This is a genomic window from Pseudoalteromonas sp. Scap25, assembly GCF_013394125.1.
Lineage (GTDB): Bacteria > Pseudomonadota > Gammaproteobacteria > Enterobacterales > Alteromonadaceae > Pseudoalteromonas.
This window is the reverse complement of record NZ_CP041327.1, coordinates 3,257,658-3,283,091: the sequence shown is the minus strand read 5'-3', so window position 1 is coordinate 3,283,091 and position 25,434 is coordinate 3,257,658. Positions and strand designations below refer to the sequence as shown.

At 39.7% G+C, this 25,434-nt stretch carries 21 protein-coding genes; 11 read left to right on the top strand and 10 right to left on the bottom strand.

The genetic code is table 11. The annotated features are described in order from the left end of the window. Positions 1-26: 26 nt before the first annotated feature. From FLM54_RS15200 to FLM54_RS15185, 4 genes are all read right to left on the bottom strand, one after another. Positions 27-533: a DUF2271 domain-containing protein gene (locus FLM54_RS15200; protein WP_138608633.1), complete on the bottom strand. Its 507-nt coding sequence runs from the start codon at positions 531-533 to the stop codon at positions 27-29. Continuing rightward, positions 533-1,165: a PepSY-associated TM helix domain-containing protein gene (locus FLM54_RS15195; RefSeq protein ID WP_178956876.1), complete on the bottom strand. Its 633-nt coding sequence runs from the start codon at positions 1,163-1,165 to the stop codon at positions 533-535. The genes FLM54_RS15200 and FLM54_RS15195 overlap by 1 nt, the downstream gene beginning before the upstream one ends. Before the next feature lie 102 nt (positions 1,166-1,267). Next, positions 1,268-1,663 carry a YbaN family protein gene (locus tag FLM54_RS15190; protein WP_138608635.1) on the bottom strand — a complete coding sequence of 132 codons (396 nt, stop codon included), beginning with the start codon at positions 1,661-1,663 and terminating at the stop codon, positions 1,268-1,270. A 138-nt stretch (positions 1,664-1,801) separates the two neighbouring features. Then, positions 1,802-2,284 carry a MarR family winged helix-turn-helix transcriptional regulator gene (locus FLM54_RS15185; protein WP_008112832.1) on the bottom strand — a complete coding sequence of 161 codons (483 nt, stop codon included), beginning with the start codon at positions 2,282-2,284 and terminating at the stop codon, positions 1,802-1,804. A gap of 395 nt (positions 2,285-2,679) precedes the next feature. Between FLM54_RS15185 and FLM54_RS15180 the strand changes: the two genes are divergently transcribed. From FLM54_RS15180 to FLM54_RS15165, 4 genes are all read left to right on the top strand, one after another. After that, positions 2,680-3,534 carry a D-hexose-6-phosphate mutarotase gene (locus FLM54_RS15180; protein WP_178956779.1) on the top strand — a complete coding sequence of 285 codons (855 nt, stop codon included), beginning with the start codon at positions 2,680-2,682 and terminating at the stop codon, positions 3,532-3,534. Positions 3,535-3,548: 14 nt separating this feature from the next. Beyond that, positions 3,549-4,094 carry a PH domain-containing protein gene (locus FLM54_RS15175; RefSeq protein ID WP_178956875.1) on the top strand — a complete coding sequence of 182 codons (546 nt, stop codon included), beginning with the start codon at positions 3,549-3,551 and terminating at the stop codon, positions 4,092-4,094. After that, positions 4,057-5,634 carry a PH domain-containing protein gene (locus FLM54_RS15170; protein ID WP_218651574.1) on the top strand — a complete coding sequence of 526 codons (1,578 nt, stop codon included), beginning with the start codon at positions 4,057-4,059 and terminating at the stop codon, positions 5,632-5,634. Before FLM54_RS15175 ends, FLM54_RS15170 begins: the two co-directional genes overlap by 38 nt. 152 nt (positions 5,635-5,786) lie before the next feature. After that, positions 5,787-8,600 (top strand): PD40 domain-containing protein, encoded by a 2,814-nt coding sequence (locus FLM54_RS15165; RefSeq protein WP_138608639.1) that lies wholly within the window; start codon positions 5,787-5,789, stop codon positions 8,598-8,600. A 45-nt stretch (positions 8,601-8,645) separates the two neighbouring features. On the opposite strand, the gene FLM54_RS15160 is transcribed toward FLM54_RS15165, so the two are convergent. After that, positions 8,646-9,791 (bottom strand): tetratricopeptide repeat protein, encoded by a 1,146-nt coding sequence (locus FLM54_RS15160; RefSeq protein ID WP_138608640.1) that lies wholly within the window; start codon positions 9,789-9,791, stop codon positions 8,646-8,648. A 48-nt stretch (positions 9,792-9,839) separates the two neighbouring features. Next, positions 9,840-10,973, bottom strand: coding sequence for a PepSY domain-containing protein (locus tag FLM54_RS15155; protein WP_178956778.1), 1,134 nt, complete (start codon positions 10,971-10,973; stop codon positions 9,840-9,842). Positions 10,974-11,244: 271 nt separating this feature from the next. Between FLM54_RS15155 and FLM54_RS15150 the strand changes: the two genes are divergently transcribed. Continuing rightward, positions 11,245-11,859 carry a PQ-loop domain-containing transporter gene (locus FLM54_RS15150; protein ID WP_138608645.1) on the top strand — a complete coding sequence of 205 codons (615 nt, stop codon included), beginning with the start codon at positions 11,245-11,247 and terminating at the stop codon, positions 11,857-11,859. Between the two features lie 65 nt (positions 11,860-11,924). Continuing rightward, positions 11,925-12,713 carry a PhzF family phenazine biosynthesis protein gene (locus FLM54_RS15145; protein ID WP_178956777.1) on the top strand — a complete coding sequence of 263 codons (789 nt, stop codon included), beginning with the start codon at positions 11,925-11,927 and terminating at the stop codon, positions 12,711-12,713. A 52-nt stretch (positions 12,714-12,765) separates the two neighbouring features. Here FLM54_RS15145 and FLM54_RS15140 read toward each other — a convergent pair whose 3' ends face one another. Continuing rightward, positions 12,766-15,276 carry a zinc-dependent metalloprotease gene (locus tag FLM54_RS15140; protein ID WP_138608649.1) on the bottom strand — a complete coding sequence of 837 codons (2,511 nt, stop codon included), beginning with the start codon at positions 15,274-15,276 and terminating at the stop codon, positions 12,766-12,768. A gap of 290 nt (positions 15,277-15,566) precedes the next feature. On the opposite strand from FLM54_RS15140, the gene FLM54_RS15135 reads away from it, so the two are divergent. The 4 genes from FLM54_RS15135 (at position 15,567) to FLM54_RS15120 (ending at position 22,930) form a co-directional block, all read left to right on the top strand. Next, on the top strand, positions 15,567-16,745 hold the full coding sequence (locus tag FLM54_RS15135; RefSeq protein ID WP_178956776.1) for an efflux RND transporter periplasmic adaptor subunit: 1,179 nt from the start codon (positions 15,567-15,569) through the stop codon (positions 16,743-16,745). A gap of 13 nt (positions 16,746-16,758) precedes the next feature. Further along, positions 16,759-19,890: an efflux RND transporter permease subunit gene (locus tag FLM54_RS15130; RefSeq protein ID WP_138608653.1), complete on the top strand. Its 3,132-nt coding sequence runs from the start codon at positions 16,759-16,761 to the stop codon at positions 19,888-19,890. A gap of 240 nt (positions 19,891-20,130) precedes the next feature. Beyond that, positions 20,131-20,706: a chitin-binding protein gene (locus FLM54_RS15125; RefSeq protein WP_138608655.1), complete on the top strand. Its 576-nt coding sequence runs from the start codon at positions 20,131-20,133 to the stop codon at positions 20,704-20,706. A gap of 151 nt (positions 20,707-20,857) precedes the next feature. Continuing rightward, positions 20,858-22,930 (top strand): S9 family peptidase, encoded by a 2,073-nt coding sequence (locus FLM54_RS15120; protein WP_178956775.1) that lies wholly within the window; start codon positions 20,858-20,860, stop codon positions 22,928-22,930. A gap of 60 nt (positions 22,931-22,990) precedes the next feature. Here the strand turns inward: FLM54_RS15120 and FLM54_RS15115 are convergent, their stop codons facing one another. Then, entirely contained in the window at positions 22,991-23,464 is a 474-nt protein-coding gene (locus FLM54_RS15115; protein WP_178956774.1) for a Dps family protein, read from the bottom strand. A gap of 401 nt (positions 23,465-23,865) precedes the next feature. On the opposite strand from FLM54_RS15115, the gene FLM54_RS15110 reads away from it, so the two are divergent. Next, positions 23,866-24,075, top strand: coding sequence for a hypothetical protein (locus FLM54_RS15110; protein WP_008112863.1), 210 nt, complete (start codon positions 23,866-23,868; stop codon positions 24,073-24,075). Here FLM54_RS15110 and FLM54_RS15105 read toward each other — a convergent pair. Both FLM54_RS15105 and FLM54_RS15100 read right to left on the bottom strand, forming a co-directional pair. Continuing rightward, positions 24,072-24,677: an alpha/beta hydrolase gene (locus FLM54_RS15105; RefSeq protein WP_138608659.1), complete on the bottom strand. Its 606-nt coding sequence runs from the start codon at positions 24,675-24,677 to the stop codon at positions 24,072-24,074. The two genes, FLM54_RS15110 and FLM54_RS15105, sit on opposite strands and share 4 nt — an antisense overlap. A 170-nt stretch (positions 24,678-24,847) precedes the next feature. Then, entirely contained in the window at positions 24,848-25,384 is a 537-nt protein-coding gene (locus FLM54_RS15100; protein ID WP_008112865.1) for a YaeQ family protein, read from the bottom strand. Between the last annotated feature and the right edge of the window lie 50 nt (positions 25,385-25,434).

Below are 25,434 nucleotides of genomic sequence, written 5' to 3'. Positions count from 1 at the left end.
CTTTAAATTTGAATGATAAGTAGGGGCTACCTAGCGCTTACAGTGATAAAGCTGGTTGTAAATTCGTTTTTACCTTCAATAGTTATTTTCTCTGATTGAGTTAAATCAAGCTCAATACGGCTGTAATCACGGCCACCTTCTTCGCGCACAACTTCAATATTAAGTAGGTATTTACCGGGCGTTACAGGGTTACCGTTTAGATCGTTGCCATCCCAACTAATTGTATATGTGCCGGCACGCTTGGTTGCGCCGCTGACACCATCAAACTGAGCATTACTTTTACCGGCTTTGCGCCACCATTGGCGTAGGTCTTTAAACCATTCCGCTTTTTGTACCCAAAGCGCTAATGTTGTGACGTGTTTACGCTCTGGCGTTTCCAGCCATACAGCAACATAAGGTCGGTGGTAAGGTTGCACGTTTAAATCGGCGAGGGTTAATTCAACTTCTAACCTTGACGATTGTGCATGAGCATTAATTTGAAATAGCGCGGCGACTAACAGCGTGATGCTTAGCCATGGTTTAACTTTAAACATTAAGACACTCCTTTTATTTGTGGCACCCAACACAGGTAAATAACGATAGGTGTTGCTACACCTAATGCGGTTATCCATATTCCTGCTAAGCGTTTTTTTCTATTTTGAAATAAAATAATCATGCCGGTGATGGCAAATAGGATCATCAGCACTGCTGATATATCAATAACCCAGCTCCATACTTCACCGCTGTAACGACCTTTATGTAGGTCGCCAATTACACTTAAAAACCCCCCAGTTTGATAATCGAGTAACAATTCGCCACTAATAAAATCAAACTCTGCGTAGGCGTAGCCTGCAGGTAATGGGTAGTCGAGCATGACCAGTGAATCTTGCTTTTCCCACTCAATGCTTTTTACTTTATTCAGCCCATACTGCTTGGCTAGGTAAGCTTCTATTTGGGGGTAAATAGCAGGTAGGGTGTTTAATTGTGTTTGTGCTTTTGTAAGTAGTTCAGCTGGAATTGCAGCGGTAATTTGGCCGTTGTTTTTATCGTTTTTTAACCAGTCAACGTGGTTTAGCACTATGCCGCTTACACAAAATAAAATAAGTAGAAAAAACAAAGCGGTAGAAATATAGATATGTAAAGCACGACTCGTACTATATAAAGCGCGTTTATTAACAAAGGGCATAAAAGGTGCAAATTTAATTAATTTGTACGGATGATAATGATTTGCATTAGCTGTTACAAATTTATTTACCAAACTTTACACTTTATTTTGCTTATACAGACCCTAGTTTTTAGGTGGAGTTGAGGGCTTAGAAATTAAGTAAGTTAAAACCAGCACTTCAACCACAGCAACTAGGGCAATAACCCAAGCTGGAGGGCTGCTGTATAATAAAAATATAAAGCCTATTAGCATACCTAGACCCGCAGCATATTTTGCCTTTACAGGAACTACTTGATGAGCGCGCCAATGTTGTAATGTTGTGCCAAAGCGAGGGTGGTTTAATAGCCAAGATTCAAGCGCGCTAGATGAGCGAGCAAAACAGGCTAAGGCTAAAATTAAAAACGGCGTGGTTGGCATAACGGGTAGGGCAACACCAATAATGCCGAGTAATACACACAGTAACCCCAGCAATTTAAAGCCGATATTTTTATAATAAATAAAAACGTTTTTTATGTTCACGCCAGCTCTATTTAATAAATTAAACGGTAAAAGGTAAGTTAATTACAGGATAAAATGAAGCTTAAATGGCTTAGTTACATGTTATCAGCTAAGTCATTTAAGGCGATAAAAGGGGTTTTATTATTTTTATACTGCGTTTTATTCTTTAGGAGTTTGAAACAGTGCGCCGACTTCTAAAAGTGGTGAAGCGTCTAGCTTATCAGCATCCATCATTGCGGCAATACGTTGCATTGATGAAAGGAGTAAACTCTGTTCCCATTCAGCAAGTGCTGAAAATTTTTCGATAAAATGCTCTTGTAATGGCTGAGGTGCTTTTTCGAGTAGTTCCTTACCTTGTTCGGTAAGGTATAAGCTGACTCGGCGCTTATCCATTTGACTGCGTACACGTGTTACTAAGTTTTTGCTCTCTATTCGGTCAAGAATATTAGTAACCGTTGCTGGGCTTAAGTTGACGTTTTGCGCAATACGGCTGGCGGTAATACCATCTGTTTGAGACACTTCCTGCATGATAAGCAGTTGTGGCCCTGTTAAACCCGCTGTTTTATTAAGTTGCTTTGAATGTAAGTCAATCGCACGGATCACCTTGCGTAAAGAAACTAGTAACTCGTCATATTTTTGCATTTGTTTGTCTCATGGAAGGCGAATGATTTGCCGTAATCATGAAATGTTACACATCAAATAAATTGAATTCAAATGATATATGTTATTTATGCCAGCTATTATTAGTTTTTATTGACTTTTATTAATTTGATCAGTAATTAAAATAGCATTTATTATCTTTATTTTATTAAATGCTTATAACATTCTATTTGTGAACCTTCCCTAGGTTGAAAGGCAGAGTTGTAAAGCTTTAGTCGTAATTTTACCGTTGATTTTGCATAAGAATATAGTAACTAACTCAATTTAAATAACTATTCTATGTAGCTTATGCTTTAAGCATGCATTATTGTTTGTGTACAAGTAACCTGAACTCAGGTTAAGTATTAAAAATTAGTCTCAGTGTTAAAGGAAATAAAATGCAATTATCACCCTCAGTATGTATTGAGCGTACACATAGCGGTTTAGAATTTATTAGTATTAATAGTCGCCAATGTGAGGCGAAAATATTTTTACAAGGTGGGCAAATAACTGAGTTTACACCCAAAGGTAAATTGCCATTATTGTGGGTGTCTGGGGATGAAACCTTTAGCGAAGGGAAAAGTATTCGCGGCGGCATTCCTATTTGCTGGCCTTGGTTTGGTCAACATGAAAATACAGACTTCCCAGCTCATGGCTTTGCTCGCACACTCGTATGGCAAGCTGATGAAGTGCATGAAACCGAGGACGAAGTTACGGTTAGCCTAAAATTACCCATGAGGCAGGTAGACTCTACCTTTTGGCCGCATCAATCTTCTTTACGGGTTGAGTTTATTTTATCTGAGCAATTAGAGGTGCGTTTAACCACCTGTAATTTAGGCAATGTACCATTTAGCTATTCACAAGCGCTGCATACTTACTTTCCAACACAAGATATTAAGAATACCCGTGTGACAGGCCTGCAAGGGGCACAATATATAGAGTTTGGTCAAGGGCCTCATCAGCAACATGATGTGGTCGACTTTTCCCGTGAAACCGATATGGTTTATACCCAAGCCGCAGCAGTTCAAACAATTGATACTCCTCAAGGGATGATCAGTGTTAGCAGAGAAAACTCGCGCTCGTGCGTGTTATGGAACCCATGGATTGAAAAATCAAAGCGGCTATCAAATTTTGCCGATGATGATTATAAAAGCATGTTATGCCTAGAGGCTGCGAATGTACTTGAAGATGCGGTTACGCTTGAGCCAAAACAAAGCCATACTTTAGTAACAACAATAAAGTGGCTTGGTTAAAGCCAATACGTCCAATGGAGCGAAGCGTGTTTACGAATCAACAAATAACCGACCTACCGCAACATCAAAGCATAGAGTTTGAACCGCTTGCCGATAAAGCATTATTGCATGCACAGTTGAATTGGTTGTTATTTTTTATCCCTTTTTGCCTAGTGCTAGCGGCAGTTTGTTATTTCAATACAGATTTTGCAGCCATGGCGCAAGGTTACTTATTGGTTGCTGTTCCGCTATTAATTTTACTGTGTATGTTATATAGCGTGTTCAGCATAAAATTACAGGGCAGCGCGTTGCGTACCCATGATATTGCTTTTAAAAAAGGCATTATTTGGCAGCAGGTGACAATTTTACCGTTAGCACGAGTGCAGCATATTGAAATACATCGTGGGCCAATAGAGCGAAAACTAGGTTTAGCCAGTTTACGGCTTTACAGCGCAGGTGGTATGAGTGCTGATTTACAAATTAGCGGCCTGACCCACGAAAAGTGCAAAAATATTCGTCAATTTGTACAAAGCTATCGCCACGATGAAACCACAAGCGAGGCTACTGCCAGTGAGTGTTGATGCTACACAAATAACGTCATCTTCACTTAATTGGCAAAAAGTGTCGCCCTGGGCACTGGCTTATTTTGTGATGCATTTTAGTGTGCGGTTTATCAAAGATGGCTTATTTAATTTACTGCCCGTGTTGGTGGTTTTTGTTACCCAAGTAGAAAATAAACTATTTTGGGGGCAAGTTGGGCTCACGATTGCTCTGACTTCATTGCTCGTCTATTGTTTTTTGTATTACCGCAGTTTTCGTTTTTGTATTACTGACGAGCATGAAATTTTACTAAATAAAGGCGTATTTAAAAAAGAGCGACTCACCTTAAAGTTTTCTCGGGTGCAAAATGTAAACATAGCAGAACCCTTTTATTTTACTCCAGTAGGCTTAGTTAATTGCATTTTTGATGCTGCCGGCAGTGTTGCCCAAGAAGCTGTATTGCCTGGAGTAACCAGTGATTATGCCAAGCAAATGCGCAAACAGGTATTTGACTATAAAGCGCAGCAGCAACCATCAACCGAGGAGGCTAATACAGCGCAGCTTCATGCTGAAAATCAGAATGAAAATAGTTTATTCATTTCAAATAAAGAAATAGCTAAGTTTGGTTTAATGTCGAACATGGCAATTTTAGCGCTTGCGGCCATTGCTCCCTTTATAAATGTGGCTATCGATTTTTTAGAGCAGCAGTTTATAACAAAAATAGAGGGTTTTTATCAGCAAGAGCTCGGTATGATGGCTAATGCAGCGGTATTTGCGGTTATTACTTTAATTATTGTGTTGGTATTTATTGCGGTGTTTTTATCGGTGACTATGTCGCTCATTCGCTTTTATAACTATCAGCTTTACTTTAAAAATAATAAATTTAAACGTATTGCAGGGCTGTTAGAGCGCCATCAACTGTCAATTAGTTTAGATAAAGTACAATCTATAGTTATTAAGCAAAACCTAGTTGCCAGGCTATTAAAGCGCTTTACAGTGGAATGTTTGCAAGCCAGCAGCGGCGGTGCTGCAAATATGGCGAAAAAGAATAAACAAACCTTAGTGTTACCTGTGCTCACGCAGGAGCAAGTTGATAATGTGTGTCAGTGGATTTATCCGTGGTTTAACAGTAAAAAGTTGGCATTCAAAGCAGTAGAAAGGGCGTTGCTATATAAAAATATGGTGTTTTATGCCTTGCTACCGAGCGTTGCTTCTGGGTTTTTAGTTAGCTTTATGCAACTTAATATATTAATTTCATTAGCATTATTTTTGGTATTAGCCGCGTTAGTGTTTTTATCATATAAACGTTATGGGTATTACCTTCATCAACAAGATGGGCGTTTTTATATGGTGGTGCGCAAAGGTATGATTGGCGTGCATTACCGAGTATTTGAGCTGTACAAAGCACAAAGCGCTCGCAGTGTGAGCACTTTTTTTATGCGTCGCTCTGGCTTAAAAAGCCTGTATATACAACTTGCTGCAGGCGGTGCGTATGTCCCATATTTAAAACAGCAAGATGCTGACTTCATTATAGATTTTACACTTATGCAGGCTGAGTCAGATTCTCGTAGTTGGATGTAACTTCCCTTGTTGAAAATAACTAAAGTTCAGGTTAAATAATAAGGCAGGTGTAAATACACATTTGCACATGCTTTATTACACTTTTTTACTGCCCGTTTTTCCCTTTTAATAATACTCTAAGCATTATTAAAAGCACTATTTAAGGGATTATTGTGAAAAAGTCACTCATTGCATCAGCCTTATTACTGGCTGCACCAAGCTTCGCAGCCAATTGGCAAACCATTCATACTGAGCATTTTAATGTTCACTTTAGCAGTGAACATACTGATTTTGCTAAATCGACCGCGGTGGAGCTGGAGATTGTCCGTACAAAAGTGCTTGAGCAACAAAACCGTGCCCTTGATAAAATCGTCGATGTGGTGGTATTTGATCCTTTAAATGCAGCTAATGGCTTTGCCTTACCAACCTCTAATAATCCTGTTATGGCGCTTTTTACTACGCCACCACAATCGGACACAGTAATCTCAAACTCATCGGGCTGGCAGCAATTACTAGTGCTGCACGAGTACATTCACTTAGTTCATTTAGCGCAGCCGACTCGCAGCGAGTGGCAACAAAAAATTAGAGGGGTATGGGATCTTTACGATTTAACCTATGGTGACACACCGCGCTGGGTAGCTGAAGGATACGCCACCTTAATTGAGTCTAAAATGACAGGGCGAGGGCGGCTCTTTGATAACTATTCTGAGGCAATACTCAGGGAGTTTGCTCAGCAAGGAGCGCTTCCGACCTATGGGCAACTAAATAGTGATGAAGGCTTTATGGCGGGCTCCATGGCGTATTTAATGGGAAGTCGTTTTTTATACTGGCTAGAGCAAAATTACTCAGAGCAGCTGGTCGATAATGTATGGGTTCGTATGCGGGCGGTTAAGCCTCGAGATTTTGACGACGCATTTTCTGGTGTATTCGGGCAAAGCGCTGCCAAGCTATATCGTCGATTTATTGCTGAGTTCACTTACAAAGCAATGCAACAAGAGCAAACCGAGTCACCACTTAATAGCAAGCTTTGGTTAAAGCTTGATTTATACGCTAGCAACCCCGCTCTTTCTGGTGATGGCAGCAAAATTGCCATAGTGGAGCGTGATAAAAAAAGTAATACCAAGCTCATAATTTATAGCACTGAAGACAACACTAAAGCGCAACAGCAATTTACTAAAGCACAAAAGCAATTACTTGAAGATGATGCTAAGGATATTCCTGATACTGCGCCAAGTGTATTTAAGCGCGAACAAAAACAAATATTAAATCAAATAAATCGAGCAGGTATTGCCAATCCGCAGTGGGTAGGCAATAACACTCTTTATTTTAATGCCTACAGTAGTGAGGAGTCGGGGACTTATAACAAAGTGTCTGACATTTTTAGCTATAACATAGATACTGGCAACGTCGAACAACTCACTGAACTGGCTGGTATTCGTCGTTTTAGTGTTACCCGCAATGGTGAAACACTTTACGGTGAGCAAATAAGAGCTGGGTATTCTGAATTAGTAAAAGTCGATCTTAATACACAAGCAATCACGCCACTTTTTACCAAGAGCTTAAAAACGACGTACGATTACCCGACCCTAAGCCCCGATGAAACAAAATTAGCTTATTTATCAGCGTCATTAAACGAAAATTGGCAATTGTATATACAAGGTTTGAGCGGTGATACTAGGCAGTCAGTCCCAATGCCTAATGGGTATCAATATTTAAGCCAGCCGAGTTTTAGTCAAAATGGGGAGTCTATCTATTTTGTTGCTGGCCTAAATAATAAAACTGATATTTATAATTATCATATAAAAAATAATACCCTCACCCGCTTAACTAACGGGCAAGAAGCGCTTGCATACCCGATTGAGACTGAAGATGGTTCACTACTTTATTTCTCTATTAATGCCGATGGCCCTGATGTAAAAACGCTAACAACAAAAGACCGCACAGCCGTGACGGAACTCGCTGTAAACAGTGAAGCTCCATTGTTGATGGTAAATAAGCATACTCTGCCACCGGCAAAAATATATACCGATGAGACAGCAGAGCAAAGCGATTACGCAGTACTTGATCAGCAAGCGACGTTTGCCTTGGGATCACAGTATTATTCAGCGTCAACCAGTTTGCTAAGCGTAGGTATAAAAAGTAGCGACTTATTAAAGCAACTTGATTTACAAGCGGGTTATAACATTGATTTGCATGACGGTGCATTACATGGAGGCTTTGTACAAGCAAAATACAATGCGTTAAATACAAAGTTTAAGCTTGCGCTATTTGATTATAATTTGGGTACATCACATCAATATCAACCTAGCTTAAACGCTGATATTGACGCCCGAGGTGGTTTTGTTGCAATAAGCCATCCATTGAAATTTGGCCAGCTTCAGTTAACCCCAGAGCTTGCTTATAACTATACAGATTATAAAAATAGCCATAAAAATTGGACACGGTTGAGTATTGCTCAGCAATGGCAACATGACCGCCAATCATTTGCCATAGGGCAGAGTATTTATGCCAGTATTTATGATGGGCGGAATCACAATAGTCATTGGCAAGGTTATGACTTGGCAACAAAAGTATTTGGTAAAGCATTTAATATTCCCATGTTTGTGAGCTTTGAACAAAAACAGCGAGACGATAGTGTTTTAGCTTTAGGTGGGTTTAGCTCTAACCTGATTAATCAGCAACAAAGTAGCGAGTTTGTGCTTGCTGCTGAACTGCCTTATTACAGTGCAACTGCAGAGCGTTACCAAGGTTATGGTGGTGGCATCAGCTTTAAAGAAGGCATGCCTTGGCTTTATTACAAGCAACATCAATTAGACAACAGCGTTTATGCACAAAGTTATGGCTTAAAATACCAAGGTGATTTTAGCTTTGGGATGGGGCCTGCAGGCGTAAACGACCTAACTTTTAATGCTGGGCTGTCGCGTGTTGAAGGTGACAGCTTTGAAGATGAAATGCGCGCGTGGTTAAGCTTTTACTACTCTCTTTAATATTATGGGTAATACACTTTTAAATATGTATTACCCAAAAGCAACCTACTTTGGCTTAGTAAGCGATGCTAACTTTGCTTGGTATATATTGAGCTTTTCATTGTCTCGCTCATATTTAATGGCTTGTTCAAGCAAGGCTTGTGTTTGTTTAGACTTACCTTGTTGATAACGAATTTTTGCAAGCTCTAAGTAAAGCTCTGATATATATGGGGCTTTTGCAATTGCTGACTCAAGGTGGTTTTTAGCTTGAGTTACCTTTCCTTCTTGCAGATTGTTTTTAGCAATAACCAATAGCTCGTAAGGGTCTTTTTCTTCATTAATTAATTGGCTTGTTAATTGTTTTTCTAGCTCTGTATTGCCAAGATCTTTTGCGAGTAGCCGATAGTTATTGATTAAGTTTATACTTATATCGTTTCTATTTAGTGCGGTTTGGTAAATCAGTTGAGCGCTTTTTAAATCGCCTGCACGGCGATGTAATATACCCGTAATATTGAACAGTTCAGGATCGTTAGGAGTAAAAGAATTAGCTTTCAAAATAAGAGAGTAGGCTGTATTGAGTTTATTTTTAGCTAATGCCTCCGCCGCTAAATTGCTGTAAAACTTATTGAGTAAATCATTATAGGTGGCGCTGCCAGCATAAAAGCTGCCGCGGGTTGGGAAGTAATCTATTAAAGTGCCTGGGCGAATAAATACAATAAAGTTATCATCAGTTTCTTCTTCCGGTGCGTAAACTTTGGTTCTAAAATGGTTGGCTATGTAAACTAAACTTCCCTCTTTGGCATACACAGGTTCGCTGGTCATTTCTTGAAAACTGGTGTCAAGATCTAAAAGCGTGGCGTAGCTTTGTGTCAATATAGCTAAGCTAATACAGTTGCCTTGTGAGCGTTCAATAGTTTGTTTGGATGTTAGTGTATCACCGTGATACTTAAAGTTGGTAAGCTGGTTTTCTAGGTAGTTAAAAACAATTTCATCAGCACGTATCTCATTTAAGCGCTTCTGTGCATAAGCTAAAAACTTTTCTTTTTCAGGTTCTGGAAGCTCAAAAACACTGTGTTCATTAGGGGTTTCAACACGCTTGAAAAGAGAGTGGTTAATTACTTGTGTAAGCTGTACCTTTTTAATTTGCACTGCTGGTTGAGTGCTACTGCATGCAGCTAAAAAAAAGCTAAGTGTAAAAACTAGATATTTCATAAATCACCTCACTGTGACTTTTAAGATTACAATGAGGTGACTTTATAATCAAGCACTTACAGTGCGATGCTTACTTAAGCGATTTTTGTGTGATTGCTTTTTACGTTTACGGCGTGTAAGCCATAAATAAAAGCCTGTACCAGCCAGCCATACAGGGCTAAGACCAACAATACACCAAAGTATTTTACTGATAAGCCCAGCAAAATAGCCAAAGTGTAGTTTTCTAAAGCTATCAATTACTTGCCAACCAACTCCGGTTTCACGAATATCCCAGTTAGCCATGTGTTCACCTGTTTGCTTATTGTAGGTTATGGTATTGGCGTATTCACTGGTAAGTGGATTACTGGTATTTACTTCGCCATAAAGAGTAATATTTTCATCAGGCTCTCGCGGGAAAACTAAAAAAGTAGTGTTAAAAGTGGGTATTTGCAGCTTACTATCATTAAGAATGCGCTCAAAAGAAATGTCGTCACTATATAATTTATTTGCAATAGTGTAGTGCTCTTCTTCTGCGTGTTCTATTACTTCGTGATACCACACAGCGCCATTAAAATAACCACCGGTAATCGCTAAAACGATAAGGATAGGTGAACCTAATACTCCAGTCATTTTATGAATGTCGCTTAGTACTATCTGCAAAGTTGCTCGCCAGCGTACGCTAAATAGTCGCTGCCAAAATTTGCGGTAAATAATTAAGCCAGTAATACCTAAAGTTAATAAAAATAGAGCAAAAAAGAAGCCTAATACGGTACCTGTTTGCCCTGGTAAGCTTTTTAAGTCGTTAAGTAAAAAAGTATAATGGAGCTCTAAAAACCAGTCAGTAAAATAATGAGTGGTGCTTACTGGTTCTGATAAAACCTCTCCTGTGTATTGGTCTAAATGCAACTTATACCAATCGTCAGTTCCACGCTTAACCAAATAAAGCCGGTCAGCGGTGCTGTTATTAAAAAGCTCCCAGCTTCCTACTACATATTCAGGAAAGGCTGCTTCGGCTTTATTTATTAATGAGTCCATAGGCAAACGTGCAGCTTGTTGCTGTACCACAAAGTGTTTATCTGGCATCAGTAGGCCATCAATTTCACTTTTAAACACTAAAACACTGCCAGTAATGCTAATAACAATTAACGGAATAATGGCAATTAGCGCCAACCAACTATGAACTTTAAACAGTGTTTTTCTCATTACTTAGGCTTGCATGTTAATCTGTAGATATGCGTATGATAACAGTTATCATTTGTGTTGCAATTGTAAAAGGGTGAGACTGTGAAGTTTTAGTAACGGTTTTTGTATACTCAGGTTGCCACAGGAGGAAATTAAAGTTGGTGTGAAGCTTGTATAAAAGCTAGCCAGTCCTACAATGCGCGCACATGAATAAAGCCTTTAAAAACAAATGTTTAAAAAATGTTTTATTTCTTCCTTTTCATTAACAACAATGTAACGAGCGAGGTTTGCTTTGGCGTATTATTTGCCTATTTTGTCAGTATTTATTTTGGTTTTTAGTTTTTTACCGTTACTCAATAAAATTATAAAAAACCGCAGTGTATCAGGTGTATCACTGTTAATGATGACATTTGGTTTAGCGCAAAGTGTGTACTTTATTAGCTACAATCTTTACTTTGCTCGCTTTTATATTGCTTTGCCGTTTTTTGCGACAGGCTTTTTAAGCGGACTAATTTTATACTTTTTTGCTCGCTATAATGCCGCTAAGCGTCAAAATTTGCAGTTGCTTGGCATGCTTAGCTTTTCGTTATTGCCATTTTTGTTGTTACTTAACCCCAACTTAGATACCGCTGTGGTACTTAATGGCTTAACCTATGTGGGCTTAATCATGAGTTCAGTACGAGTTATGCCACAAACCTACAAAACACTTCGCACAGGGAATATTAGTAACCTTAGTGCTCGCTATTTTAGTTTACAATTTATAGCTGGTATCTGTGGTTTGTTTGCAGAGCTTGCTATGCCTGTGCAAAGTACTTCGCATATACTAATGTTTGTTATGATATTACTGACTAATGCGGTGCAGTTTGCGTGTATGCAGTATTATCGCGTACGTCCTGTGTTGGCATAAAATTATAGTGACCGTTAATTTCATTTGTGGCACTTTGAGTGACCAATAAATAAAAAGTGCCCACTATGAAATTAACTATCCATCAAATCGATGCGTTCAGCAGTGAACTGTTTAAAGGTAACTATGCCGCTGTGATCCCACTAGAGTCGTGGCTTAGTGATGATCTTATGCTGAATATCGCTTCTGAAAATAACGTATCTGAAACTGCTTTTACTTGTCAGTTGGCTGATGGAAGCTTTGCGATACGTTGGTTTTCGCCGTTAATGGAAATTGATTTTTGCGGCCATGCTACTTTGGCTGCGGCCTATGTGCTTTGTGAGCAACATAGTATATCGCAGGTGCGCTTTAGCGCAGAGGCGGTGGGCAAACTGATTGTTAATAAAAATAACGATGGCAGCTTTGCTATGACCTTTCCTAAACAAGCCCCTGAAGAGGTTCAGCTTATCCCTGATGCTTTATTAGCTGGCCTGTCTATACAACCTATTAAAGTGCTGAAAAACCGCCAAGCTTATTTTGCTATTTATGATAATGAGCAGCAGGTTGTAGATCTGAAAACAACCAATGAACAACTAAAAAAATTAGCCCCATTAGATGTGGTTGCAACAGCACCGAGTGTTGAGTATGACTTTATTTCTCGTTATTTTTGGCCTGCCAGTGGTGGTGATGAAGACTTTGTGACCGGTTCAATTCATACCGGGCTTGCCCCTTATTGGGCAGAACAATTTGGCAAAAACTCTTTAAGTGCTTATCAGGCCTCACAACGGGGTGGGAAGTTACATTGTGAAGTGGGCAGTACAACAGTGACATTAACGGGTCATGCGGTAAGATACCTAAAAGGTACTATTTACCTTTGAATTAGTGTAAAAAAGGCCACGTAAAACGTGGCCTTGGTTTAGTCAGTGTTATTTACGCTTCTAGCGCTTTGCTAATTAAGCGATCAATATACTTTTTATGTGCTTTGGTTGCGGTGTCTGCACCCCATGCAACATCTTGATCGGCTATTTGAGTTAGCTGATATAGCGCGGCTGTTTTCGCTAAGTTATCGTATTTACTTGCTTTTTCTAAGCCTGCAATTGCAATAAGCTGATTTACGTATTCAATCTGTAAGTTATGACTGATTGAATTAGCGTTTTTGTTATCAACAAAGATACTTGCAGTTAAATCCTCCATAAATTGCGTAAGGCTGTATTCATTTCCATATAAAGCAGTGTCTGAAATACGTAGTAACACAGCAGGATGCAGTAGTTGCGCTAACACACCTTTTTGCATGCCTAAAATCATTTTATGCGGTTTAGGGTCTTCGTTTTTACCATAATGATTAAACCCACGACGCTGCTGCTGCATAAAGTTATACAAAGGCTGCATGCTTTGCAGTACATTTGGAGCAAACACATACTCAGCTAAAATAGCCATTGCTTGGGTTTGGCGCTCAAGTGGCACCGGTGTAAAAGGCTTAGCTGCATTTTCATCACCTACGACAGCACGCTCTACATAAACCCCACCAATTTGACGAGATACCACGCCTGCTTGTGCACGGTATTGGCCAAATAGGCTGTTAGCAGAAGTAACAAGCTGTTGGTAAGACTCGCCTTTTACTGTGGCTTTATCTTTAAGTTCTGAAAAGAGTGTATTGATCAGGGCCATTCTATCTGCCCCGTAAGCTGCAGGGTTAGACGACAAGTCACCTATCATCACGCGAGGGTCTATATGGCGACCTGGTGCACGCATATCGTCGGCATCATTACCAAAGGCAAGCGCATGTTCGCTTGAGCGAGCAAGTATTTTATCAAGACGAGCTTGTTCTGCTGCTTCATCTTTAAGTGCTGCGCTATAGCCGTAGTTTATTGCCCAATCATCGTACGGACCGGGTTTAGTTTGGAAAATATCGCCTTGAGTCACACCCGTTGGCGCTATATTTGCTGGCGCATAGTCCATTACTGAGCCGGTTACTATACCTTGGGTTTTACTTTTGTCGTGAACTTCTTTCTCATCCCACAAAATAGAAGATTTCATGTTGTGATTAAGACCTAAAGTATGCCCTACTTCATGTAAAACCAGCTGAGTTAAGCCTTGGCGTAACATTTCAGTATCTTCAATATCAGCGCCATTCGCTAAGCCTTTTGCAAGTATTAGGTTTTGTTGTAATTCATGACCTAAAGAGCAATTAAGCTCAGTGTTGCTTCCTGGTTGGGTATGGCTCATAGTGCCTTGAGTATAAAGCGTATCGTATATCCAGCGGTTTTTCATAAATACAAACTCAAGCATAATGTCTGAGCCTAAAATTTCACCGGTTAGCGGGTTAGCTAATGCTGGTCCATATCCACCAAAAGGTGGCTTAGGCGATGAAGTCCAACGCAGTACATTATAGTTAATGTCACCAGCATCCCAATCGGCATCATCAGGTTGTACTTTTACTTCCAGTGCGTTCTTGAAGCCAGCCTTTTCAAATGAGCTATTCCAAGCAAGTACAGCGTCACGTACTGTATCTCGCCACTCAATAGGCGTGGTATTTTCTATCCACCAAGTAATTGGCTTTACTGGCTCTGAAAGTGCAGCACTTGGATCTTTCTTTTGTAGATCCCAACGCTTAATTACATCTTGATATGGCGCCCAGTCAGTTGATGTCATTTTATCAAACTGATTGGTGAAATAACCAATGCGCGCATCATCAAGGCGAGGTTGATAACTATTTTCAGGTAAAGCCACAAATGAATGCTGTACTTTTACTGACACGCTTCGTGGATCGCTTATCGCACCTGAGCCTCGAACGGTTGGGCTACTATTAGTAAAAACATAATCAACCACCAGATCTAGGTTGTTAGGGTATGGGCGCTGTTTGATGATACGTGATTTTTTATCATCTAATTTACCTACTTTAAAACGCTTTTTAGCATTTTTATCGTTCGGATTAGGTGTTGGCGATACTTTATGCAGGGCTTCACTTAAAAATAGCTTGTTAACATTAAAGGCTATTTTACCCTCTTCTTGCTTTTCTATTTTTATACTTGCAAGTACTGCTTCGCTAATGTTTGCCTCGCTGGCTTTAGCTAGCGCACTATTTTCGTTAAATAAGTAGCGCGGGGTTTTGCTAATAATATCGATACGATCAAAGTATTTTCTAAATTCGATTAACTTTGTTTCACGGTACGCGCCACGAAAGTGGCCCGCATCAGTCGCGCCGTCAATGGTGTGTGCAAAATAAACAAAAGGAGTATCGAGTTGTGACTCGTTAATTACCATTAGGTGGTCGCCGGTTTTTTTATCTTGGTAAAGATTAAAAATGCCAACAAATTCGGTTTGGCCTTCAATCATTTCACTTAATGTGTGTGGCTCTTTTTCTTCTTTTTTTTCGGCAGCAACAGTATAGCTACTGCCAAGCGCTATACTAAGCGCCAAGGTAAGTGCGGTTAATTTCATAGTTTGTCTTTTGTAGTTGTTAATATGATTTTACTGTACGGTGTGTCATGCGGTTTCGCACAGCATCTTTGCTAAATACTAACTCAAAGTATTTAGCTTTATGATTTATAATGGTAAAAATTTGTAACAATACATTTATAGAGCGAATCCACGAGGCTTTCTAAGGGTTTATACTTTATCGAGCAAGACCTTGCCTATACTTTTTTGTAACAGTTGCTTACAAATGTCACGTTAATGTTTCATTAAGCTTTGGTATCATGGTGCTAATAGTAATTTGGGAGTAAAAAAAGATGCAAGGTAATGTACTTAGGTGGATTTTTCCGTTCGTAGCATTGGCATTAGGTGTGGCCGGTTTTGCTGCAATTAATGCGATTGCAAAAGAGTCAGATAAAAAAGAAGTCATAGACACCCGTCCAACGGTGCAGGTTGAAGCCGTTTCCGCAAATAATCATCAAGTTATTATTAATAGTTATGGTGAAGTGCAGCCGCTTGAAAATACCCAGCTTTCAGCTCAAGTATCCGGTGAGGTAGTTAGCTGGCATCCGAGCTTTGTAGCCGGTGGGATTGTGGGCCGCGGTGAAACCCTATTTACAATTGAAAAAGATAACTACGAAGCCGCAGTTTTGCAAGCCGAGGCTGAACTTGCCCGCGCGCAAGCGATGTTAATTGAAGAGCAAGCGCAAGCTAAAGTTGCAGAAGATGAAGCAAAACGTTTCCCAAATAAAGCGCGTACAGATTTATTTTTACGTAAACCACAAGTGTTGAGTGCGCAGGCCGCTGTTAAATCGGCGCAAGCTGCATTAAAAAGGGCACAACGCGATTTAGATAATTGCGAAGTGAGCGCACCATATGATGCACTAGTGGTGAGTCGTAATGTAGGTGTTGGTCAGTTTGTCACTATGGGCGCTCAAGTTGCCGAGCTGAATAATATTGAAACGGCCGAGGTGATTATTCCTATTGCAGGCTTTGATAGTGTGTTTTTACCTGAACGCGTTAAAGGGGTAAAGGCAACTGTTATTAAAACAGGATTAAATGGGTTTACTCGCCAAGCAGCGATAGATCGCGACTTAGGGATTGTAGATAACGCGACCCGTATGAGTAGTCTAGTGATTCGAATTGAAGACCCTTATGGGCTTACTAACCAGCAACCTGCAATTAAATTTGGCACCTATGTACAAGTAAACTTTGCCGGTACTATGCTCAATAATATTTATCGTTTACCGCAAGAGTTAGTAAATAACCAAACTGTATGGATAGTTAATGATGAGCAGCAATTAGAGCCACGCAAGGTGAAAGTAATTCGTGAAGAAGGTGAATACTTCTATATCAGTGATGGCTTAGAAGCCAACGACAAGCTTGTTACTACCTTACCAGAATATCCACAAAAAGGGATGGCAGTAAAGGTAGCTAGTTTGACAGAGACTAAAAGTACGGATGCAGCAGACAATGCATCTATTGAAAAGCTTTAAGGTAGGGTGAGTTATGAATAACACAGAGCAACCCAATACCAGTAAACAAACAGGGTTAATTGCTTATTTTGCTAACAACTCTGTTGCTGCCAATTTGATGATGTTTTTTATCATTGTCATGGGGCTTATAAGCTATTTTACTATTCAGCGACAAATGTTTCCGAATATAGAAGTTAACTATATTACGGTGAATGCAAACTACCCTGGGGCGTCGCCACAGGAAATTGAAGAAAGCATCTTAATAAAAGTTGAAGAGTCGTTAAAAGATATTACCGAAATTAAAAAAGGGGTGTATCGCGCATTTCGTAATGGCGGTTCTGCCACCCTTGAAATTAACACCGACGCAGAACTTACCGACGTTCTCGATAAAGTAAAACTGCGAGTTGATGGTATTGCGACTTTTCCTGCGGGAATGGAACCAGTCACCATTAGCCAAATAGAGTTTCGCCAAGATGTAATTGGTATGACATTAGTTGCCGACTTACCGTTAAATGAGCTTAAGCCAATAGCGAACCAGGTTGAAGACGAACTACTGCAGTTATCGAATGTATCTTTAGTGGTAAACGATGTGCCATTGGATGAAATTGCCATAGAAATAGAGCCAGACACACTTCGCCAATATAATTTAACTTTATCGGATGTAGCAAATGCGGTACGTCGCTATTCGGCTAATTTTTCAGCCGGACAACTAAAAACTGATGCTGGCGTTATTTCGGTTCGAGTAGAAAATCAGTTTTATTCTGGTGAAGAGTTTAGGCAAATTCCGGTAAAAATTGGCGCGAACGGTGCCAAAGTGTTGCTACAAGATATCGCTATTATCAAAGATCAGTTTGTTGAAGGTGAACGTTACTTTAAATTTAATGGCGAAAATGCGGTTTATTTATCGGTAAAAGCCACAGAAGATCAAAATATTATTCCGGTGGCTGATTCGGTTAAAGCGTATATTGATCAAAAAAATAAAGAACTGCCATTGGGTGTACGTATAGAGCCATTAATGGACTTTACTTATTACCTAAATGCGCGCTTAGACATGATGAAAGCTAATTTACTGCAAGGTGCAATTTTAGTTGCCCTTATGCTTTCGTTATTTTTACGTTTTAAGCTTGCACTGTGGGTAATGATTGGTTTACCAGTGTGCTTTTTAGGTGCGATGATGCTGATGCCATTATTTGGTATCACGATTAATATTGTGTCTTTATTTGCCTTTATTATGGTGCTGGGGATTGTGGTAGACGATGCCATAGTCATAGGTGAAAGTGCTTACACAGAAATAGAAAAAAAAGGCGGCGGTGTTGTTAATGTAGTTAATGGCGCTAAACGAGTGGCAACCCCTGCCACCTTTGGTGTACTAACAACCATTGCGGTATTTGCACCATTTACGCTTTCAAGCGGGCCTGAAAGTTCCTTTTTTATAGGTATTTCAGTGGTGGTAATATTATGCCTAATATTTAGCTTGATTGAATCTAAGCTGATATTACCGGCACACATTGCGCATACTCACTTTTCTCCTATTAACCCTGACGGTTGGCGAGCGCGCTTTAATAAGCGCTTTTTTGGTTTTGTAAATGGGCCGTATAGGCAGTTTATTGTTACTTGTATAAAGTGGCGTTGGACGGTGCTATTTAGTTTTGTTGCGCTATTAATTTTCACCTTTGCGTTAATATCGTCTAATCAGGTGAGAATGATCCCATCACCTAAAGTGCCGCATGACTTCCCGCAAATTAATCTTGAGATGAACGATAACGTATCAGACATCCAAACTATTAATGCTATTCGCCAAATCGAAGCCATGGTGCTTGAAATAGATAAGCAAACAGCGCGCGAAGAAGGGCAAAAAATGATTCGCGATGTATTGGTATTTAATCAAGGTCGTACAGAGGCGCAACTACTAGCGCCATTGGTTGATGAAGATTTACGCCCTTATAATGCTTTTGAGCTTTCGCGCCGCTGGCGTGAAGCTATGCCAAATATTGCAGGTGTTAAATCGTTAACTATTCAAGATGATGTTGGCGGTGGAGGCGGCGGTAGTGGCGGTGAGTTCGGCTATTTACTGTATGGCTCTGACATTGATACATTGAATGAAGCCGGGCGTCGCTTTATTGGATTATTGCAGCAACAAGAAGGCTTATTCGACATAAGCTCTACCATTGACCCTGCTAGCAAAGAAGTACAAATGAGCTTAAAACCAGTCGCTTTTGACTTAGGGTTAGATTTGGCCTCAATTGCAAATCAAGTAGGTGCGAGTTTTTATGGTGGTGAGGCGCAACGTGTTATTCGCCGCGGTGAAGAAGTGCGGGTGATGGTACGTTACCCTAAACTTACCCGTGAAGCGTTTTCATCGCTTAAACACGCGGTTATCACCACGCCACAAGGTAGGGAAGTGCTGCTAGGAGATGTGGTTGAGTTAACTGAAACCCCAGGTATTAGTTATATTCGTCGTGAAGGCGGCTATCGTACTGTTTATGTATATGGCAATATTGATGAGGAAGTGATTGAACCTGGAGAAGTGGTTAAGCAAGTAAAAGAAAACCTACTGCCACAATTACTAGATGAATACCCAAGCGTTAAGTCAGAACTCGGTGGCGCAATTGAAGAACAACAAGCTCAAGCTAATGAGCAGTTACTATTTTTTGCTGGCGGTATGATTTTAGTTTACATATTACTTGCCGTGCCGCTAAAAAGTTACTCTCAGCCATTAATTGTAATGTCGGTTATTCCATTTAGTTTAACGGGCGCAATATGGGGGCATTTTTGGTTTGGCTTAGACATTAGCTTAATGTCGGGCTTTGGTTTAATTGCCGCGGCTGGGGTAGTTATTAATGACTCATTAGTAATGACTGATTTCATTAATCAGGCGCGTCGTGCTGGTATTAGTATAAAAGATTCGGTTATTGAAGCAGGCTGTGCACGCTTTAGACCCATACTACTTACCTCAATTACTACCTTTGCTGGCGTATTACCGATTATGTTTGAAACTAGTTTACAAGCTAAATTTGTAATACCGATGGCGGTAGCACTTGGTTTTGCTGTTATGTTTGCAACACTAATCACCCTTATTTTGGTGCCGTGTTTGTATATTATTTTAACTGATATTGGGGCGCTAATTAAACGCCCGTTTGCAAGTAAAAAGGTGAGTGTGAGTTAATACCACACATATCATGCAGTTGAATAAAAAAGCCAACCGTTAAATCGGTTGGCTTTTTTTATTCTTGCAAATTTAAACTTAAGTACTACTTTTAAACTTTGATTACATTCTTTTGTTTGATTGTTGCAACATTGCGAATTAAAATCATTCGATATTGGTTAACGCATATTAGCCTACGAGCTAGTTTGCCTGTTGTAAGCCATATGATATGGGCGACGTTTGATTCTTTAAGGTGTTGCAGTGTTTATACATTCATCATTAGCGTGTGGAGAATGGTTAACTATTGGTTGTCTTGGACTGGATCAGTATAGCCAGCTATTTGTTGGTGATACGGTTAGTGTGAGCTTTTACGATGAGCATGGCGAATTATCTCAGCTAGCTTTTGATTATGAAATACTCTCTCCAGAGCAGGGTGAACCCCATGCCTGGAGTTTACTGGTAGTTGAGCATATTAATATGCACATTCCGCTGGTGTGCGCTGGCAGAATGACAGAGCAAGGATTGGTTGTTGCGTATCGACATAACAAAATATTTGCACTTGAAAGTAGTGGTATTTGTAGCGCGGTGGTCCATTTTAATCGCGCTGAAAAAAATAAAAAATTAGTTGTTGTAAATAGCCTCGGATACGACGCAATTTATCCTCAAAATGGTGATATGTATAGTGCGGGCACCAAAGTACTACAGCCAAAAACTGGGCATATATACCAGTGTAAGGCATGGCCATTTAGCGAGTTTTGCCGTGTAGATAAGCATAAAACTATGTTTGAGCCTGGAGTTGGCGAAAGCTGGACTATGGCTTGGCAGCAAATACAGTAAATCAACTTCCCTTAGGTATAACGACAACAATAAAATGCACGTAGTTTTTAGTTATCGAATTTATACCGCTTTAGCCCACTCAACTATGAGTGGGCTTTTTTATTTTTATGATAAACTGGCCGCCATTGTTATTTTTTAAGCGGTTTTTTTTGTGTCTTCTTTTGATTATTCTTTAAGCTTATTGCCTAATTTTCCTATTGCTAAAAAGCAACCTCATGCGCTGACAACTCACGCAAAAACACGTAGTGATGATTATTATTGGATGCGCGATGATGAACGACAAAATGCCGAAATACTCGCGCATTTAGCACAAGAAAACACCTATTGTGATGAGCAGTTAGCCCCCATTAAGCCATTACAAAGTGCATTATTTGAAGAGCTTAAAGGCCGTATTGTAAAAGATGATAACACTGTACCGGTAAAAGATGGCCTGTATTGGTATCACTCAGAGGTTCGCGGAGATGATGAATATGCACGCCATTATCGCAGCAGCAGTATGGTAATGGCTGATAAAGAGTTACTACTTGATGTTAATGAACTTGCCAACGGCTATGAGTTTTATGAGCTAGGGGAAGTGGCGCTGAGCCCCAATGAGCAATTAATGGCATACTCTGAGGACATTGACGGCAGACGTATTTACACGGTTCGCTTTAAAGATTTGAACAATAATAAAATGCTCGACGATGTACTTGAAAATACCGAGGGGCAGGTTGTTTGGGCGAACGACAATAAAACCGTATTTTATGTAAAAAAGGATTTAAAAACTTTATTGGGTTATCAAGTTTTTAGACATGAGCTAGGGAGTGAGCAACACCAAGATGTGTTGGTATACGAAGAGCAAGACAGCAGCTTTTTTATGGGCTTAGGTAAAAGTCGTGATGAAAGCTTAATTATTATTGATTTAGCTAGCACAGAAACTAACGACATGTGGATACTTGACGCCAATCAGCCTAAAGGTGAGTTTACTGCTTTAATACCGCGTGAAGAGGGCCATGAATTTGATATTGATAAGCTTGGTGATACTTTTTATATAGTGACTAACTGGCAAGCTAAAAACTTTAGATTAATGACCGCGACAAGCAGCACCATTGCTGATAAAAGCCAGTGGCAAACACATACCCCTCATCGTGAAAATGTATTATTAGAAGGCGTTGAATTATTTAACGACTTTTTAGTGCTTAGCGAGCGCGAACAAGGCCAGGCACGTTTTGTTGTGGTTAATAAAAACGCCGAGCGAATGAACCTTGAGTTTGATGATCCTTGTTACTACGCCGCTATTGCGATGAACCCAGAGCCAAGTGTAACCCATGCACGCATTTACTATTCGAGCTTAACGACTCCTGGCTCGCTTTATAATGTTGATTTAACCACCGGTGAAAAAACCTTACTTAAACAACAAAAAGTACTCGGTGATTTTAACGCAGATGACTACCAGTCAGAGCGACTTATGGTAAGCGCTCGAGATGGGGTAAAAGTGCCGGTGTCGTTGGTATATCGTAAAGATAGCTTTAAAAAAGATGGTTCAAATCCGTTGTTTCAATATGGTTATGGCGCGTATGGGATCACCATAGATCCTAGTTTTTCGAGTACGTCACTTAGCTTACTCGACCGTGGCTTTGTCTATGCGATTGCGCATGTGCGTGGTAGTGAAATGCTAGGGCGTTCATGGTACGAACATGGTAAAAAACAGCATAAACAAAATAGCTTTAATGACTTTATAGATGTAACCAAAGCGCTCACTGAGCAAGGATACGGCAACAAAAGTAAAGTGTTTGCCTCTGGTGGCAGTGCTGGGGGGTTATTAATGGGAGCTGTGGTAAATCAAGCGCCTGAACTTTACTGTGGAGTGGGCTGTCATGTGCCATTTTTAGATGTGCTCACCACCATGTTAGATGAAAGCATTCCGCTTACAACAAATGAGTATGATGAATGGGGTAACCCAAACGACCCCCATTTTTACGAGATTATTGAAGCGTATTCACCGTACGATAATATTAGCGCGCAACACTACCCTAATATACTGGTGACAACCGGCTTGCATGACTCACAAGTACAATATTGGGAGCCAATGAAGTGGGTGGCTAAAATGCGTGAATATAAAATGGATGATAATATTTTAGTGTTTAAAACTGACATGGATGCAGGGCATGGTGGCGCATCGGGTCGCTTTAAAAGCTTAGAAGAAAAAGCATTAGAAATGGCCTTTTTTATCGCATTGTCATAGTAATAGTACAGTGACAAAAAAGCCTCAGTAATGACTGAGGCTTTCTATTTTTAAAATAACTTAATCTAGGTAGGCTTTTAACATCCACACTAGCTTTTCTTGCTCTTTAATGTAATCACTCATTAATGATGCGGTACCTTCATCATCCGCTTCAGAGGCTTGTGCAAGAATATCGCGCTGCATTTTAATTAAGCTGCTGTATCCGGCAAGTAAGTTCTCTACAGCGGTAACTCCATCACTGATCCCTTTTGCTTCTTTAATTTCACTTACTTCTAAGTAATCTGAAAACGCATGTAGCGGTGCACCATCAAGCGTTAAAATACGTTCTGCGATTTCATCTACTTTTAATAGTAGTAAGTTATAAATTTCTTCAAACTTTAAATGTAATTCAAAAAAGTTTCGGCCTTTAATGTTCCAGTGAAAACCGCGGGCATTCATATATTGAATTTGATAGCTGCTTAAAAGTGTATTCAGTGACTTAATAATATCTTCACTTTTTGTACTGTTTAAACCAATTGCATTTACTTGCGACATACCTTGCTCCTTAAATAACCGTTTTTATGAATTTTTTAAATATTGTTCATTGAAATAAGTATTGCTCATAATCGTCTATGAATAAAATCGTTTATACATATTGATGCCATAGCTAAAAGCTATCAGCGTATCTGTGGTTTTATAAATAAATTAACTAACGCTGTTCAATAGATATGGGTTGTGTTTATAGAAATACTACCATGAGCAGAAAATTTAGTGCTTTGCTGAGTATAAAATATGATCTAAAACAAGCTTTTGACAGGCGCAGCGCAGACTTATTTTATTTATTGATTTAGGTCAAAAAACGCGCACAAGTAAAGCGCATAATCAATATAACCCAACTTGATAGAGAGTACTTTTATTAAGTTAAGGGGCTACTTGATTAGATGCGGAGAGAAATAATGGAAGCTAAAACACGTAAAGAGAATAAAGCTGAACTCATCGTTATTGGTATTGCTTTGGTCGCGTTTGTTGTTGGATTAGTTGCGCACTTAGCGGGTGCGAGTTTTGCAAACTCTGATACATTTGGTTATATCGCTGCACCAATGCCGCTGGTGTTGGGTATTATATTTTTGATCAGCTATAAAGTGGCCGCTGCAGCCGAGGACTAAATGTCCTCGTTCAAGCGCTCAAGAATATAATTAACGACTTGGCGAGAGTAAATCATACTGGTATGGCTTAAGTGAAACACTTTGTGTTCAGCCATACCTTTAAGTTTGGTTTCATCTAGCAGTACGGTACCATCAGAGCGGCTGCCTTTTACAATGAGTGGCATTAAACCAATCGGTAAGTCGCCGGCAATACTGTATAGCTTGGCTTTAAAAGGCCAATCACCATTCTTAGACAGTAAAAATTCAACACTATTTTTTAATAATAGTTCGAACCCTTTTTGCTGCATTTTTTCAGCAATATGGCTGCCAGTATGTGGCGTCCCTAAGGTGATCACCTTTTCAACATGATGACTTGGCGCTGAGTTTGCTTCTAAATAGGCGCGGGCAACTAAGCCCCCCATAGAGTGGCAGACTAAAGCAGAAGGCTCATCGCTAATAAACTCATCTATTTGCGTAAAAATAGCATCTCGATTAGGGTCACGAGTATTGTAGGTTAGGTTTAAAACTTTAACCCCCGACTCTTCCAAACGTGAACATAACGGGCGCATAACCAAGCCAGACATATACAAGCCATGTAAAACAATAACGCGTTTAACTTTCATACGCCCCCTAATACCAATTTTATTAAAAACATATTAAATAATCCGCTACCTGCGTTAAAAATTATTTATATAGAACAACTATATGTCATCATTTTCGCCTTGTTATCGACTTATTTCTTTGTAGCTATAATGGATAACTAATTTAATGCAATTGGTATAACCTATTCTAGTTACATTAATTGCTGAGGTTTTATCTCAATGTTAGTGGTGTCGGTATTAACCCAAACTTCACCATCTTGAATGGTAATAGCCAATTTAATATTACGATCAACCAACGCAGCTAATAATTGAGTAGCAGCATAATCAAGGCTAAAAATGCTTAGGTTTTTAAACTCGTACAATTTAGGCTGATGCTTTTGCCACCAAATAGCTTGGTTATTCTCGCCATAGGTATATAAAACTACTTTTTTAGCTTTATTACAGGCTTTTTTAAGGCGCTTTTCATCTGGTAACCCCAGCTCAATCCACAGCTCTATTTCTTCGCTGTAATTGACATGCCAAAGCTCCGGCTCATCATCAGCACATAAACCTTTAGTAAACTCTAATCCATCACAGCTATTAAGTGCAAACGCTAGTAAGCGGATCATCAAACGCTGCTCAGTTTCTGAAGGGTGTTGTGCCAAGGTTAAATTAAAGTCTTGGTATACGTGACGGTCCATATCGCTAAGCGATAGTTGCGCTTTAATAATGGTAGATTTGAGAGCCATAATATCTAATCTGAAAAAATTTGCGCCAGTATAGCGCAATTAAATGAATT